The organism is Gottfriedia acidiceleris (assembly GCF_002128425.1).
GTDB classification, from domain to species: Bacteria; Bacillota; Bacilli; order Bacillales; family Bacillaceae_G; genus Gottfriedia; species Gottfriedia acidiceleris.
Genome location: NZ_NESS01000007.1, coordinates 112,318 through 127,521, shown reverse-complemented (window position 1 = coordinate 127,521; position 15,204 = coordinate 112,318). Strand labels below are relative to the sequence as shown.

Here is a 15,204-nt window from a genome sequence, read left to right as displayed (position 1 = left end):
GTGAGCGCAATTAAAAAAGGGTAATCGCAAATAAAAATAGAGAATCGCAATTAAAAACTGGTAATCGCAAATAAAAATAGAGAATCGCAATTAAAAACTGGTAATCGCAAATAAAAATAGAGAATCACAATTAAAAACAGTGAATCACAATTAAAATTGGCTAAATCGCAATTAAAGCTTAGAAACTGTCTAAATTACTGCCACTTTAATTAATTAAACAAAGAAATTGCCTACTTTTTAAGCTACTACGGAGTAATTTTAGAATAAAATAAAGGACTTTTCCCCACTTAGAAGGTATATATTTTTTAAAACAGGGTGCGAGGTGGAAAAATTGATTATAAGGAAAGCTACAGCGTCAGATGCAAAAGGCATCGCAAAAGTTCATGTTGATAGTTGGAAAACTACTTATCGAAATATAATTCCTAACGAGTTTTTAGAGAAGTTATCTTATGAACAAAGAGAAAATTTGTGGAATCATAATCTTTCAAAAGAGGGGGATTATGTGGTTGTTGCTGAAAATGATGATGGGGAAATTATAGGGTTTGCAGATTGTGGAAAAAGAGAGAGAAATCAAGTCGATCACTCTGGTGATTTAACATCTATTTATCTTCTTGAGGAATATCAAGGTAAAGGAGTCGGTAAGCAATTATTGAAACAACTATTCCTTCAGTTTCAAAAATGGGGGTATAATCGGGTATTCGTCGAGGTATTAGAAGACAATAAAACGCGCTTTTTCTATGAATATTATGGTGCTGAGTTAAAGAAATCAGATAAGATCACATTTTCAGGAGAAGAATTGAATCTACTAATTTATGAGTGGACAGATGTAAATGAGGTATTAACTAAATTTTAATTGGATCTAGTTTAATATTGGACATAACAAAAAAGGCTACCGATCATTCAAACAAGAAATGTTGGTAGCTTAATATTATTTAGCCTTTAATTGTCTGTCATAAAAAATCATTACAGTTTTTTAATCATGTTATACCATTTTACTCCACCATGTGTTGAGCTTGAAATACCGTTATTGATGAAACCATGGTTTTCGTAATATTGAATTAAGTTTTCTTTACATGTAAGTGTAATTGAATCACGTTTACTTTCTTTTGAAATTTTTTCGATATGAGAAAGTAATTTTGATGCGATCCCTTTATTTTGGTTTTGCGGAGTAACTGCTAGGCCTAAAATGCTTTGGTGACCACCAGTTGATGGATTTTTTTTAATCTCGCTAAACAAGTCATCAGTAATAAAGGCTTGATTGATTACAGGGCCATTTACTAAACCAACTAATTTACCATTCTCTTCTGCTACAAAAAAACTATCTGGAATTAATTTAATGCGTTTTTCGAATGCTTGTTTTGTTGCTGCCTCTTCTTCTGAAAAGCAAAGATGTTCAATTTCTACAAGTTCGGTTAAATCTTCCAACCTTACATTTCTTATGTTTAGCATGATTTTATTCCCTCCATTTTTCTTAATTATATTATATTAAATTATTAGGTAACAAACTATTTAAGCCAGTTTTTTTATAGAGTAGTAGAATTAATTGATAAAAAAATGTTGACAGAATTATTAAAAAAGCCCTATAATACAAAACATATTAAAAAAAGAAACAAGTTACTAAAGTTAGTTTAATATCGTTTTAAGCAATGAAGGGAATTTAAGTAGTACTTATCTCAATGTAATAGAGAGCTGATGGTTGGTGGAAATCAGTACAAAGATAAGGATGAATTTCGGTCCTGGAGCTATTTTTTTCGAAGTAAAGTTTAATTCTTACTGAGGGAAAAACGGTCAAGTTTGATCGTTATCAAATTTTAAGAGGCAGAATAGTTCTGCAACTAGGGTGGTACCGCGAATAATTCGTCCCTACTGATATTATCAGTAGGGACTTTTTTATTATATTAAAACTTAATATAGAAAATGCAATGAAGGGAATACAGTAATGTTTGTTTCACTGTTTAAGAGAGCTGATGGAAGGTGCGAATCAGTACAAAAACAAGCATGAATTACAATCCTGGAGCTTCTTTTTCGAAATAAAGGTCGACATTTATTAGAAAAAGACGGTCATAGATCGTTAAATAAAACAAGTGGCAGATTTATATTCTGCAATTAGGGTGGTACCACGGTGAAAATCGTCCCTGTCGTTAGTGGCAGGGGCGATTTTTTTTATAAATAAACAAGTAGGAAAGAGGAGATAGAATATGGAATTACAAAAAAATTTATTGCCAAGACATATCCGTTTCATGGCACTCGGTGGAGCAATTGGCACTGGAATATTTAAAGGGACTTCAGAAACTGTATCAATTGCAGGGCCAGCAGTTATTTTTTCTTATTTGTTTGCAGGATTATTACTTCTTGTTGTAATGAGTGCGATCGCGGAAATGGCAATTGCGTTCCCAGGTTTGAATATGAAAGGATTTATTCGTAAAGCGTTTGGTACAAGAGTTTCTTTTGTAATTGGTTGGTTGTACTGTTTTATGTGGTTAGTTGTTTGTGTTATTGAGGTGATTGCAGCAGGTAGTTTTCTACAATATTGGTTTCCTTCAATGTCTTTATGGTCTTTAAGTTTTATTAGTGCAATTTTTATTGTGATTGTTAATTTTATGAATGTGAAACGATATGGCGAAATAGAATTCTGGTTTGCTGGAATTAAAATTACAATGATTGTTTTATTTATTGCATTAGGTGCTGGAATTTTATTTGGAATTATTCCAAGTGATCATAGTGGTTATGTACAAAATTATGTTCAGCACAAGGGATTTTTCCCACATGGTTGGTCAGGAGTATTTTCTGCTTTATTAATTGTCATTTTTTCTTACGGTGGTTCAGAACTAATTGGATTAACATTAACAGAAACAAAAGATGCAGAAAAAGTAATACCAAAAGTTATAAAAGGTGTTATTTGGAGAATCGTTTTATTCTACACACTTCCGATTTTGATTATTTGCGGATTAATTCCTTGGAATGAAATTGGTAATCAAGAAAGTCCATTTGTTCAAGTTTTATCAACAGTAGGTTTTCAAGGTTCAGCTCATATTATGAACTTTGTTTTAATCACTGCAGTATTATCTGCTGCAAATTCAGGAATTTACGGCTGTACGCGTATGATGTATTCATTAGCTACTGAAGGAGAGGCTCCAAAGGTTTTTGCAAAAATTTCTAAAAATGGGGTACCGATTTACACAGTTATTGTTAGTGCAATTATTTTAATTGCGGGTACATTTGTTGCATACTTTTCTCCTGATCGAGTATTTGGATATTTAATGGCGATTCCTGGGTTTACAGTATCATTAGTATGGATTAGCATTTGTTTAGCACAATTAAAGCTACGTAAAACTTACACTCAGCTACCACATTACAAAGTTTGGGGATTTCCATATATAACTTCATTTACGGCGATTGCATTAGGTGTAAGTTGTATAGCATTTGCTTTTAGTGAAGAGAATAGATTAAGTATTTTTGTTTGTTTAGGGATGTTAATTGTATTAATTATATGTTCTTTATTTAATGGTAAAAAACAAATCCATTAAACAAATAATAAAAGGGCACCTTTATTGGTGCCCCAATTTAAAACTTTAGTTAGAATTAGCTAATGCTAAAAGCTGTTCATTTACATTTTCATTTACTACTCCGCCATGGTAACAAATGACAGTTTCGATATCATAATTTGTGAATTTTTTAATAGACAAAAGAGCTGTTTCCATATCAGGTGTATTACTTGGATTTGGACCCATGATTATACCATTTTCTGAAGTTAGCGCATCGCCAGCTATTAGTGTCTTACTTTGATGATGATATAAACTAATGTGACCAGGCGTATGTCCTGGCGTAAAGATGACAGTAATTCCACCAGCATATGGTAAAACTTCTTCATCAGATACTGTAGTATCGACCTTAGCATTAAGTGGTGTACTGAAAATCTCTTTAATTTTTTGACCTTGTTCTTCAGGAAGAGACTCAATCATTTTTGCAATACGTTTAGGATTCATTTTAATAAAAGTTTTATCGCCTTCAATATAAGGTTTGTCTTCACTATGTGCTAACACTTCAATTTTTTGATCCGAAGATTTTAGGAGTTCGGTTAGACTCCCGATATGATCTATATCTTGATGTGTAAGGATTATTTTAGATAGTTTATTAAATTCTAAGCCGGCTTTCTTAATCGCTTCACGAATTTCCTCAATCTGTTTTGGCATTCCTGTATCTACTAAAATGACTTCCGTATCATCCCATAGTACTGTAGGGTGAATCATTCTTTCTTGTCCCATAAAGTTCATTACTAATTCAATTGTTTCAATACCTTTAGCTATATTCATTTAAATGGTAAAAGCACTTAATGCCTTTTACCACACCTCCCTTTGTTTTTATGTGAGCACTAAACTAGAAATCTTTAATAAGGTTTCTAGCTTAGTGTTCACATTTTTTATATTTGACTTATTAAGTCTATTTTTGTGTTTTTGAAACAGAAGAAATAAAGTCATCGATCATAACATCAAAGCTATCATCTACATTTACTGGATGTTGGAAATATCCAAGGAAATTCATAGAGACAAATCCATGTAAAATGCTTCTTAATGCTCGTCCTTGATGAATTAATAAAGTAGGGTCCGTAATATAAAACTCTAGTATTTGATGAATAATTCCAGTTGTTTCCTTAGCAAGGCGTTTAACATCATCGTTTTCTGTACTAGGGATATTCATAAAAAGTCCATAACCAGTTCTATTATCAAATGCAAAATCACGATATACATAAGCAATTTCTCGAATCGCTTGCTCACCACTTTTACCAACTAATCTTTGCATTAAAGTCGAATTTAATTTATTTAAAAGAGAAATCGTCATTTTTAATTTTAAATCGTCCATATTCGCGAAATGATTATATAAAGATGGATATTTAATATCTAATTTCTCTGCGATTTTTGGAAAAGTAACTTGATTAAGTCCGATTTCATTAGCCAATGAAAAAGCAACTTCAATAATTTTTTCTTTTGTTAAATTTCTTTTTTGAACCATTTTTTTGCTCCCGTCTCATGTTTAGGTTGTTTTTCGATAAATTGTATTTTTTTAAGAATATTTAGGTTGATTTCCACTGCTAATCAACTTATGTCCATAATGATACAATACCTAAATACTAAGTATTTTTAAAGAGAGTCCATATTACAGAAAATAGTTTAACACTTTTGATGATAATTAGTAAACTATATAATATAATTTACAAACTATAAAATATAGTTTAGTGTTAAGTGTATATAAAACTCATTGTTATTTTTATTTGTCTCATTCTAGGGACTTTTTAATATTGTTTTTATTTTTTATCAAAAAGGGAGGGGGGATATGATGTTATTGTGGAAAAGAAATTTGATTGTTTGTTGGTTTGGAATGTTTGTAACGAGTATTGGGATGAGCCAACTTGGTCCAGTATTACCCCTATATATTGATAAGCTTGGTGTTCATAATTCTGCATTAATTAGTCAATTTTCAGGGATTGCTTTTGGAGTAACTTTTATTATTTCAGCAATTTTTTCTCCTATTTGGGGTTTGGCAGCGGATAAATTTGGTCGTAAACCAATGCTCTTGAGAGCAAGTCTTGGTATGTCAATTATTATTTTTTGTATGGGTTTCGCACATAATGTCTATATATTAATTGGTTTAAGACTTCTACAAGGTGTCATTACCGGTTACGGTACAGCTTGCACAACTTTAATTGCTACGCAAACAGATAAAGAACATGCGGGGTCGGCTTTAGGTACACTTTCAACTGCAAGTATAGGTGGTTCATTACTTGGTCCTATGATTGGTGGTTATATCGGAGAGACCGTTGGCTTACAAAATGTGTTTTTTGTAACAGGTGGACTCATGATGGTTGCGTTTATTACAACAGCATTATTTGTAAAAGAATCATTTACTCGCCAAAATAAAAAAGTACTTAAATTTAAGGAAATATGGAGTATTATTCCCGATAAAAGCTTAATGATCACAATGTTTATTACTTTTTTCGTTTTAACAATAGCTCTTTATTCGATCGAACCAGTTATAACAGTCTATATATCTCAGCTATCTGCTCATTCTACACATGTTGCATTGTTAGCAGGTATGGCATTTTCAGCATCAGGTTTGGCAAGTATTATTGCTGCTCCTAGATTAGGGAAGATTTCAGATCGAATTGGTCCGCATAAAGTTATATTCGTTGCACTGATCGTTTCAGGTCTGATGGTTATTCCACAAGCATTTGTAAAAAACGCTTGGGAATTAATGGGGCTGCGATTTATTTTAGGATTGGCAACGGCAGGGTTAACTCCTTCAGTTAATACATTAGTTAAACGAATTACACCAGATGCCATTACTGGTCGAGTATTTGGATTTAATATGTCAGCTGGATATTTAGGTGTTTTTGTTGGTTCCATTTTAGGTGGGCAAATTGGAGCATATTTAGGTGTGAAATACGTATTTTTTGTTACAAGTACATTATTGCTACTTAATGCAATTTTGGTTTATGTTAAAGTTAACAAGAAGTTGAATGTAAAAGAAGACTTTAAATTATCGATGTAATAGGTTATAAATTTAGGGAGCTACTTAATGTGGCTCCCTTTAAAAATAGCAAGTTCGAACACCCTACATAACATTGCATGAAATGTCGGATTGGTTCATTTAATTCCTGTTATTCTATTGATGAAGGAGGTTATGAAATGGATTTGTTAAAGAATATGAATGATGCTCTAGTATATATTGAAGAAAATCTGACAAGTGAGATTGACAATAAAGAGCTTTCTAGACGGGCTATTTGTTCTGAGTATCATTTTAAAAGAATGTTTTCGTTTCTTGCTGGAATTTCTCTATCGGAGTATATACGTCGTCGCCGTCTTACAGTTGCAGCGTTTGAACTTAAAGATCATAACAAAAAAATAATTGATATTGCTTTAAAATACGGATACAATTCTCCGGATTCCTTTACGAGAGCCTTTCAAAATTTACATGGAATTAAACCGTCGGAAGCTAGAAATAACGGCAATTCGCTTAAAGCATTTCCACGAATGACCTTCCAATTGTCAATTAAAGGGGGAAATGAAATGAACTATCGTATTGAAGAAAAAGAGGCATTTAAAATCGTAGGAATAAAAAAGAGGGTTCCGATTATTTTTAATGGAGTTAATCCGGAAATTGCATCCATGTGGAAAACTTTAACGATGGAAAAAATAACGAAACTAAAAGAACTCTCAAATATTGAACCGAGTGGCATAATAAGTGCATCAACAAATTTTTCTGAAGGAAGAATGGAAGAAAAAGGAGAGCTTGATCATTATATTGGTGTTGCCACTACAAATGACTGTCCAAAGGAGTTGATTCAACTTGAAGTTCCCGCATCTACATGGGCAGTATTCGAAGCGATTGGAAAATTTCCAGATGCATTGCAAGAAGTTTGGGGACGAATTTATTCTGAATGGTTTCCATCTTCAAATTACAATCAAGTAGAAGGTCCTGAAATTTTATGGAATGAACAAAAGAACATCACGTCACCAACTTTTAAAAGTGAAATATGGATACCAGTTTCTAAAAAATAAATTAAAAAAGAAAGAGCATACGCTCTTTCAAGTTTCTGAATTATTGTTATTTGAGTGATCGAGTTTATCTGAAATGCTTTTAAGAATTTGATTTTTTTCTTGTTGAATTTTTAGGAATTTTAAAAGAAACCAAATCATAAAAACAAAAGGTGCTATGTAAAACAAAATCGGTATGATTGAAAATAGAGGAAAAAACACATTATGCATATTAATTTCACTCCTTTTGGAAGATTATACCATAAGATAAAGATTAAAACCTTCTTATTTTTGAAGGTTTTTTTATTTATAACTTAACACTAGGTTCTAGATTAAGAATAGTTTTACTACTAAAGGAATATAGAGATATTTAGAGAATGTACTACCATATGGAGGTAAAATATGCTGATATTATTTTGGCCTTTTACGATTCTCTCTATTTTCTTATCACTATTATCTTTAGTTTTAAAGAAACCTTACTTACTTATCATTTCAACCTTTTTATTCACACCAATGTCACTATATTTAGCAGCAACGCCATTATTTTTTATTTGGGGATTAATATTTCCAGGTTTATATTTATTCGCTGTATTTCTAATGCGAAAAAAATATAATACTTGGTATTTGCTACTATTAATTTCACCAAATTATTTTTTAATTGGCTGGCTTGGTTATGCAGTTCGAAATCAGTAATTTATAAAAAAGATCTAAAATACAAATATTTATAACGGGAGTAAAATTATTATGAAAATAGTACAACAATGGATTCAAGAGGATAGTGATTTTATTAGAAAAAAAGTAATTGAATTTAATGCTAAAAACCTTCCAAATGAGTTGGTAGCACCGTCTGAAAATATAAGCTTTGTCGTTAGAAATGAACAAGAGGAAATAGTAGGTGGAATTACGGGAAGGATGTATTGGCACCATTTATCTATAGACTTCTTATGGGTGTCAGAGGAGTATAGACATGAAGGTTTTGGTAGTCAATTAATCAATCAAATGGAAGAATTTGCAATTGAAAATGGATGTCGCCTTATTAAAGTAGATACATTTAGTTTTCAAGCTCCAAAATTTTATAAGAAACACGGTTTTAAAGTATTTGGAAAAATTGAGGATCATCCAAAAGGGTATAATCAATATTATTTTGAAAAGAGATTATAAGAGACAGTCTAAATTTTCAACACCATGAAGTTGCTTTTGCAGCTTATTTTTTTTAAGCTTATAAACTTAAATGGTATTATTGATTAAAAGTTTGGTGAGGCAGGAGGAATAATTAATGAGCGAGCTTAATTTAATGTTTCGAAAAAGAATTGGTTTACGAGATGATGAAGTGATAAATTTTGATAATTTAAATATCATTCTTGAAAAAACAGCAAAAAATATACCTTTTGAAAATCTTTGTATTATAGAAAATAAAACGAATGGGATCACTCGAGAAAATTTAATTAGTAAACTATTAGTAAAAAATGAAGGCGGTCTCTGTTATGAATTGAATTCATTACTGTATTTATTTCTTCTTGAAAATGGTTTTAACGTGAGGTTAGCAAGAGGGGTTGTTTATGACAATGTTGCTCAAAAATATCCTACTTTTGGAAGAACACATGTCACAATCCTATTAACACAAAATAAAGAAACATACTTAATTGATACGGGATTTGGAGCGAATCTTCCTTTAAAAGCAGTTCCCTTTACCGGTGAGAAGATAACTTCTAGTAATGGTGAGTTTCGAATTAAAAAAGAGGACACAGAATACGGGGATTATGTATTGCTGTTAAAACTAAAACATAAAGATCCTAATTGGAGAATTGGATATGCATTTGATTCACGCGACATAATTTCAGATGTGTCCGAATTTAATGAGATTCAGACAATTATCGCTGAGCACGAGGAATCTCCATTTAATAAAAATCCTTTAATTACTCAACTGACAAATGAGGGGAATAAAACTTTAACGAATACATCTTTCACACAATGGATTAACGGTGTAGTAACGAAAGAGGGTATTGATGAAATGAGATATAGGGAATTAGCAAAGCAACATTTTGGTCTTTAATAATAAAAGATTTACGATTTTTTAGGAAATATCTTCTTTGAACAAATTGTTGAGTAATTAATGGTAAAAATTGCTAATACCTTTCTTCTAACCATACTATTGCCTATGAAAATTTAATGTTCTATCATTTGCTTAATAAGCATTCAACCAAGTAAATATAGGAGTGGAAAGCAATGAGTAGTGCAAACAGAGGTGTCAATATTGGTCCACCTCGTTTTAAAATAGCAGTTCATGCAATAGTTTGGTTGGCAAATAGTGGTGGTATGTTATCAAGTGCAATGATCGCAGAGCAAGTGGATTCCCATGCGACATTCATGCGAAGAGTAATGCAATCTTTATCCTCAGCAGGTATTGTGGAGTCCAAAGGTGGTCGTGAAGGCGGATATATTTTAAAAAAGGCGATTGACTCAATTACATTAGGTGAAATCTATACTGCTGTTAATAATGGTCCCATAGAACAAGAAGTTTCAGTTGACTGTGGTGAAGCTGGGGAACAATTAGATTTAGAAATAGAAAGAATATTATTTGAAGCCGAACGCAAGGCTTTAGATTATTTAAAGCGATTTACAATTGAAGATGTTATGAATCGAATTGACTTTTTTAAGGATTAAAATGTAATTTAATAATTAGATAAAAAATTATAAGTACTAAATTAAATAGCAGGTAACACTGCTTTTTTATTTTGATCAAATTTTTTATAAAAAGGCTCACTTAAGTTTAAATATTGATTTTTGAACTAAAATAAGGTTGTCTAATTAGACAACCTTTAGAAACTATTATACTTCTAAAGTACCCGTTAGTTTGAGTACATTTTCTCACAATCTTGCACTTTTAGAACAATTACTATATTTTTTCCTATTTTCTTCGGTGTCATAAACGACTAAACCAATTTATACATTAGAATATCATCCACATATTTATTTTCATCAAATTTAAATTCGTTAATTTTACGTCCTTCTTCAATGAACCCCATTTTTTTATACAAAGAAATTGCCCTATGATTAGTTGAAAAGACTCCTAAACTTACTTTTTCAATTAAAGGATTGTTTTCTGCCCATTCTAATAAAATTTGGAGCAGCATTTTCCCAATTCCCATTCCCCTGTATTTGTTTCTGATTAACATTCCAAAAGAACCTGTATGTGACAATCGTTTCCTGTTTTGGGTACTTTCAAATACAATCCACCCTATAACTTCATCATCTTTTTCTGCAACAATAATAGTTTCGTTTTCATTTTCTAATATGCTCTGTATCCATTCTCTCTGTTGTGATGGCGTTTTAGTAAACTCTTCTGGATAGGCAATAAGATATTCACTTTCGCAAATTACCGATTTTTGTATGTCTAAAATTACTTCAGCATCTTCTATTTTTCCCGTACGAATAATGTAATTTCCCATTCCTTTTAAAATTGACAACTATATCCCCCCTTATCAAACATTTTATTTATATTCTATTCCGTAATGGAATATCCTTCTTCTACAAACCTGCCGTTAAGTGCGATACTTTCTACTAATTTCGCATACAAATTTATGTTGCGTACAATATTTTGAACTGTTGCCCACTTTTCTCAATGCCTAACAAAAAATATAACTGATTAGGAGATAAGCTCTCCAAATCAGTTATATTTTTTGTTAGATTACAACCCATCCTATCCCTGGAATAAATTGCCATCTTCTTCCATAGGGATTATAATAACCTCCATGCAAATAACCACTTTGGCTATAAATTGGATATCCTTGAACATATCCACTGCTCTGCCCACCACATCCGCAGCTTGGACCTGGAGAACGATAAAAGTTATCGAATACACTCATCAAATTCACCACCTAAAGATTCGAAATCATAATACTTTATGGTTTTTTAGTGAAACTTGAGCAGGTCCATTTAATATTACCATTATGCTAGCTTGAAAATTACTAAATACATTCATATCTACTATAGAATAAGAATTATATTCCATTCACAGTGGTGAACCGTTCGTTAAAACAAAGATCTTAGTAAAGAGATTTAGTATCTCAGACGAAACATTTCACCAACTTCCCATGATTCAACTATTTGATGTGCCGTCCGAGGATCATATCCTTTACCCATCAGATAGGAAATAGCTGCAATTTCCATCATCGCATGAGGAATAGATGTTTTTTGGGCTTCTTTTAAGCCATACTGTACCCAAGGTTGAACCTGAGACAAAGTTTCTTGTTTGAGATTGTTTGGCATACGATACACAACATTACATCCCTTCAAAATATAGTTAAATGTCATAATCCCATTTTATTCTCGTTTTCTCACTTTGTGTTAGGTTTATACCCCACTTTTATAATAACTACAATCATTCAGCTCCATTGTTGTTCAACTAACGCATGCGTGTGCGACTAGTTGTATACTTTATTACACATTTGTTTGAAAATCAAAGGAAGATATTACTGAAGTATCTTGTCAATACTCCATGCGTGAGGAGAGTGTAATAATAGGGATACAATACTAAAAATCATAGCTGAGCGAGCAAACCATTTCCCTTCTTGCTTTAATCTTCTATTCTCTATTGATAAAACAAAACTAATACTAGCAATTGTTACACCAATTGAAGCGAATACTATACCTCTTGTTGGTACAAAAAATGACAAGATTGCCAGTATTAAAACTATTTTTGACTTAGTGATTGTTTCTTTCATTAAATTCTAGCCTCTTTTCTACTCTGTATTAAATATTTTAATACATAATTCGAAAAAAGTATTCACATTCCTAATTCAACTAATCTGCCCATTTAGTCCAATAAGAAAATAAATAATCTACATTAACAGAGCCTATAAAAAAGAAGAATAAGGTACTCATTATTTCTGATTTTAATAAACATTCTAATCAAAATTTTAGATTGAATAGTTACTTTTTTAGTAATATGTGCTTTTTTCAATTGCATATATATAAATAAAGGGGTGATAAAAAAATGGATATTTTATCAATTATCTTGCAAATTTTATTAGCTCTTATGTTTTTAATTGCTGGGTTAGGAAAAGTTTTTGGTTCAAAAACGAGTGTTGAAAGTTTTAATCACTTGAAATTAGCACAATGGTTTAGAGTAATTACAGGATTAGTAGAATTAGTTGGAGCAGCTGCGTTGATTATTGGATTTTGGGAAGAAAGTTGGGTTCCAGCGGGTGGATTATTATTAGGTGTTGTGGCAATCGGTGGAATAATATCACATATCCGTGTTAAGGATTCGTTTAAACAAACTTTTACTATATTATTATTAGGTATTATTGCGTTTGTACTTTTATGGATTAATTATTCTGATCTCTCGAATTTCCCGGGGTTTAAGTAATTTGCGATTAATTTATGCAGGGATTAATAAGGCGACGACAGAATAAAAATAACAGTACTTTAAAAATGTATGATATCGTAATTATCGGCGCCGGACCGGCGGGAGCAAGTGCTGCTTTATTTGCTGCAAAAGCTGGTAAAAAAACTTTAGTTCTAGACAACGACAAGAGTATTACGAAAAAAGCATGGATTGAAAATCATTATGGGGTTTCAGAAATTACAGGTCCAGGTTTAATAGAAACAGGAAAAAATCAAATTAGAAAATTTGGAGCTGAAATTATCCAAAATACTGTCAAAACAATGGTGAGTACAGAAAATGGCTTCAATATTGAAACTGAAACAGCAACGTATGAAGCTAATCAAGTCATTGTAGCTACAGGCTTAAGTGTGGAATTAGCTGAAAATGTGGGACTAAACACAAAAGCTGGAACAGAACCTCGCATAAAGACCGTATTTGATGTAGATTCGACTGGTAAAACAAATATTGAAGGAGTATAGGCAGCGGGAACTATTGCAGGAACAAGTGTTCATACAATTATTACAGCAGATGATTGAGCAAAAGTTGCGATTAATGTTATTAGTCAATTAGATGGTAAACGATATGTTGATCATGATATTTTGAAATCATAATCTATGAGTATATAACTAATTTAGCATTACTTCTATTGAAGTAATGCTTTTTTTATAAACTTAATATAAATTTTAGAAGTCTAATAGCTATTCTACCTTAATAAAGACGTATCTGTAATAATTCATTTTTTCAACAATATATTAGAAAGTGAAATGAATTATGTTAGGAGGGGTCCGATTGTCGGATGCATTTATAGCACGTTCTTTAGATGAGATTCAGTTTTGGTCAAGGATAATGAAAGAGCATTCCCTATTTCTTAAATTAGGCTTTAATTGTGATGATACTGAGTTAATTCAAGAAGCAGACCAATTTTATCAAATCTTTGAAGGGATTGGAAATAAAGCCCAATCTTTTTCGCTTCAAACGGATCCTCAGCAAATTAAACAGTTTAATAATGAGGTTCATCAAGCAGCTTCAATGATTTGGGCGTATAAGCGAAAAATTCTTAATCTACTCCTAACTTGTAAAATAACTGGAAATAACTTTCCTTTATTAGTTGACCATACAAGTAGAGAAGCAGCTTATTTTGCAAATCGCTTGACTGAATTAAATAATGGTCAACTTCAACCGCTACCTGCTGCAATTATCCAGGAAAATGTTTTCTTTTTAAGAATTATGGCAGATCATGCAAAATTTATCGGACATTTACTAGATCCGTCAGAAAGAAAATTAGTAGATCAAGCGAGGGAATTTAGCCATGATTTTGATCAGCTTCTATACCAAGCCGTAGATTTAGAATCAATGAGACCACAATCGGAAACTGTTCCTATACTTGACCAATTCCTTGATGAAAATCGTGTATCGGTAAAATCACTTAGAGATTTTAAGAAAACAGCTCGTGACCTAATAGAAGCATGCAGAATTAAAAGTATCATTCACCCACTACTAGCAGACCATGTATTTAGAGAAGCAGATCGATTTTTGCATATAATTGACGCGTTCGAAGCACAGTTAACAGGGAATGGAAATAGAAATATTGTACTGGACGACCATTAAGAACAATAAATTACCAAAATAGACACGAAAAAAGAATCTAATTAAAGATTCTTTTTTTAATGGCCGTTGAAATATAACATATTTGGAAAAAGCAAAAATATAAAAATCCGTATTCATAATAGGTTCGTGAGTAAGTAAAAAGAGATATTCCTAATTTAATTCACTACTTTCTTTGACTATAACTATTTAACAAATCTTCAATTAAAATGCCATTAATTTTAAATCCTGATAAATTACAATTATTAATTTCGATATTACTTAAATCACAGTCCGTGAACTGACTATTTTTTAAATTGCACTTCTCAAATTTAATAGAATTAGATTTATCATCAAGATTTATGTCATCCGGAATGACAATATTACGGAAGCTTGTACCAGCTAAATGTACATGATCAATTACTAAATCTCTTAAATTACCATTTTTTATTTTAGTATTAGATAAATTAACATCTGAAATTTGAGCTCCAAATAAATTCACGTCATTTAATTCGAGATTTCTCATGTTTGCATTTGTAAATTTCGAATTCGCCAAGCTTACATTATTAAAGTCTAAATTATCAGCTCTTACTTCATTAAATGTTGAAAAAGACATATCTGTTTTTTGTAACTCAAATAATGCAGTCTTCCAATTTGACATTTTTTCTCCTCCTAAAGCTTTGATAATTGATTATATTT

At 31.5% G+C, this 15,204-nt stretch carries 18 protein-coding genes, 1 pseudogene and 2 other annotated features; of the genes and pseudogenes, 11 read left to right on the top strand and 8 right to left on the bottom strand.

What is annotated here, in order from left to right; translation table 11 throughout:
* The first annotated feature begins 331 nt into the window (after window positions 1–331).
* Window positions 332–853, top strand: a complete 522-nt coding sequence (locus B6K90_RS14600) for a GNAT family N-acetyltransferase (protein WP_088013519.1) — start codon at window positions 332–334, stop codon at window positions 851–853.
* A gap of 110 nt (window positions 854–963) precedes the next feature.
* On the opposite strand, the gene B6K90_RS14595 is transcribed toward B6K90_RS14600, so the two are convergent.
* Entirely contained in the window at window positions 964–1,449 is a 486-nt protein-coding gene (locus B6K90_RS14595; RefSeq protein ID WP_088013518.1) for a GNAT family N-acetyltransferase, read from the bottom strand.
* A gap of 188 nt (window positions 1,450–1,637) precedes the next feature.
* Window positions 1,638–1,868, top strand: a binding site (T-box leader).
* 45 nt (window positions 1,869–1,913) lie between these two features.
* Window positions 1,914–2,140: a binding site (T-box leader), on the top strand.
* A 58-nt stretch (window positions 2,141–2,198) separates the two neighbouring features.
* Here B6K90_RS14595 and B6K90_RS14590 point away from each other — a divergent pair.
* Complete coding sequence (locus tag B6K90_RS14590; RefSeq protein WP_088013517.1) at window positions 2,199–3,527, top strand: amino acid permease; 1,329 nt, start codon at window positions 2,199–2,201, stop codon at window positions 3,525–3,527.
* A 45-nt stretch (window positions 3,528–3,572) separates the two neighbouring features.
* Here the strand turns inward: B6K90_RS14590 and B6K90_RS14585 are convergent, their stop codons facing one another.
* The gene (locus B6K90_RS14585; RefSeq protein ID WP_088013516.1) at window positions 3,573–4,313 is read right to left on the bottom strand and encodes an MBL fold metallo-hydrolase; all 741 of its coding nucleotides are present in this window, start codon (window positions 4,311–4,313) and stop codon (window positions 3,573–3,575) included.
* Window positions 4,314–4,440: 127 nt separating this feature from the next.
* Window positions 4,441–5,010 carry a TetR/AcrR family transcriptional regulator gene (locus tag B6K90_RS14580; RefSeq protein WP_088013515.1) on the bottom strand — a complete coding sequence of 190 codons (570 nt, stop codon included), beginning with the start codon at window positions 5,008–5,010 and terminating at the stop codon, window positions 4,441–4,443.
* Between the two features lie 324 nt (window positions 5,011–5,334).
* On the opposite strand from B6K90_RS14580, the gene B6K90_RS14575 reads away from it, so the two are divergent.
* The 6 genes from B6K90_RS14575 to B6K90_RS14545 all read left to right on the top strand — a co-directional run bounded on the left by B6K90_RS14575 (window position 5,335) and on the right by B6K90_RS14545 (window position 10,196).
* Entirely contained in the window at window positions 5,335–6,546 is a 1,212-nt protein-coding gene (locus B6K90_RS14575; RefSeq protein ID WP_088013514.1) for a multidrug efflux MFS transporter, read from the top strand.
* A gap of 137 nt (window positions 6,547–6,683) precedes the next feature.
* Complete coding sequence (locus B6K90_RS14570; RefSeq protein ID WP_088013513.1) at window positions 6,684–7,556, top strand: AraC family transcriptional regulator; 873 nt, start codon at window positions 6,684–6,686, stop codon at window positions 7,554–7,556.
* Between the two features lie 378 nt (window positions 7,557–7,934).
* Window positions 7,935–8,225 carry a hypothetical protein gene (locus B6K90_RS14560; RefSeq protein ID WP_088013511.1) on the top strand — a complete coding sequence of 97 codons (291 nt, stop codon included), beginning with the start codon at window positions 7,935–7,937 and terminating at the stop codon, window positions 8,223–8,225.
* 51 nt (window positions 8,226–8,276) lie between these two features.
* A complete protein-coding gene (locus B6K90_RS14555; RefSeq protein ID WP_088013510.1) occupies window positions 8,277–8,693 on the top strand; it encodes a GNAT family N-acetyltransferase in 417 nt (138 codons plus the stop codon).
* 115 nt (window positions 8,694–8,808) lie between these two features.
* Entirely contained in the window at window positions 8,809–9,585 is a 777-nt protein-coding gene (locus B6K90_RS14550) for an arylamine N-acetyltransferase family protein (protein ID WP_088013509.1), read from the top strand.
* A gap of 173 nt (window positions 9,586–9,758) precedes the next feature.
* A complete protein-coding gene (locus B6K90_RS14545) occupies window positions 9,759–10,196 on the top strand; it encodes an RrF2 family transcriptional regulator (RefSeq protein WP_088013508.1) in 438 nt (145 codons plus the stop codon).
* A 269-nt stretch (window positions 10,197–10,465) separates the two neighbouring features.
* On the opposite strand, the gene B6K90_RS14540 is transcribed toward B6K90_RS14545, so the two are convergent.
* The 4 genes from B6K90_RS14540 to B6K90_RS14525 all read right to left on the bottom strand — a co-directional run bounded on the left by B6K90_RS14540 (window position 10,466) and on the right by B6K90_RS14525 (window position 12,256).
* Window positions 10,466–10,999, bottom strand: coding sequence for a GNAT family N-acetyltransferase (locus tag B6K90_RS14540; RefSeq protein ID WP_407920527.1), 534 nt, complete (start codon window positions 10,997–10,999; stop codon window positions 10,466–10,468).
* A gap of 216 nt (window positions 11,000–11,215) precedes the next feature.
* Window positions 11,216–11,398, bottom strand: a complete 183-nt coding sequence (locus tag B6K90_RS14535; protein WP_088013507.1) for a hypothetical protein — start codon at window positions 11,396–11,398, stop codon at window positions 11,216–11,218.
* Between the two features lie 193 nt (window positions 11,399–11,591).
* Entirely contained in the window at window positions 11,592–11,801 is a 210-nt protein-coding gene (locus tag B6K90_RS14530; protein WP_088013626.1) for a hypothetical protein, read from the bottom strand.
* Between the two features lie 203 nt (window positions 11,802–12,004).
* A complete protein-coding gene (locus B6K90_RS14525) occupies window positions 12,005–12,256 on the bottom strand; it encodes a hypothetical protein (RefSeq protein WP_088013506.1) in 252 nt (83 codons plus the stop codon).
* A 272-nt stretch (window positions 12,257–12,528) separates the two neighbouring features.
* Here B6K90_RS14525 and B6K90_RS14520 point away from each other — a divergent pair, with 272 nt between their 5' ends.
* The 3 genes and pseudogenes from B6K90_RS14520 (at window position 12,529) to B6K90_RS14510 (ending at window position 14,529) form a co-directional block, all read left to right on the top strand.
* A complete protein-coding gene (locus B6K90_RS14520) occupies window positions 12,529–12,903 on the top strand; it encodes a DoxX family protein (RefSeq protein ID WP_088013505.1) in 375 nt (124 codons plus the stop codon).
* A 65-nt stretch (window positions 12,904–12,968) separates the two neighbouring features.
* Window positions 12,969–13,532 (top strand): annotated as a pseudogene (locus B6K90_RS14515) (FAD-dependent oxidoreductase).
* Window positions 13,533–13,710: 178 nt separating this feature from the next.
* Window positions 13,711–14,529 carry a DUF2935 domain-containing protein gene (locus B6K90_RS14510; RefSeq protein ID WP_407920526.1) on the top strand — a complete coding sequence of 273 codons (819 nt, stop codon included), beginning with the start codon at window positions 13,711–13,713 and terminating at the stop codon, window positions 14,527–14,529.
* Between the two features lie 163 nt (window positions 14,530–14,692).
* Here B6K90_RS14510 and B6K90_RS14505 read toward each other — a convergent pair whose 3' ends face one another.
* A complete protein-coding gene (locus B6K90_RS14505) occupies window positions 14,693–15,166 on the bottom strand; it encodes a pentapeptide repeat-containing protein (RefSeq protein ID WP_088013503.1) in 474 nt (157 codons plus the stop codon).
* Window positions 15,167–15,204 lie beyond the last annotated feature (38 nt).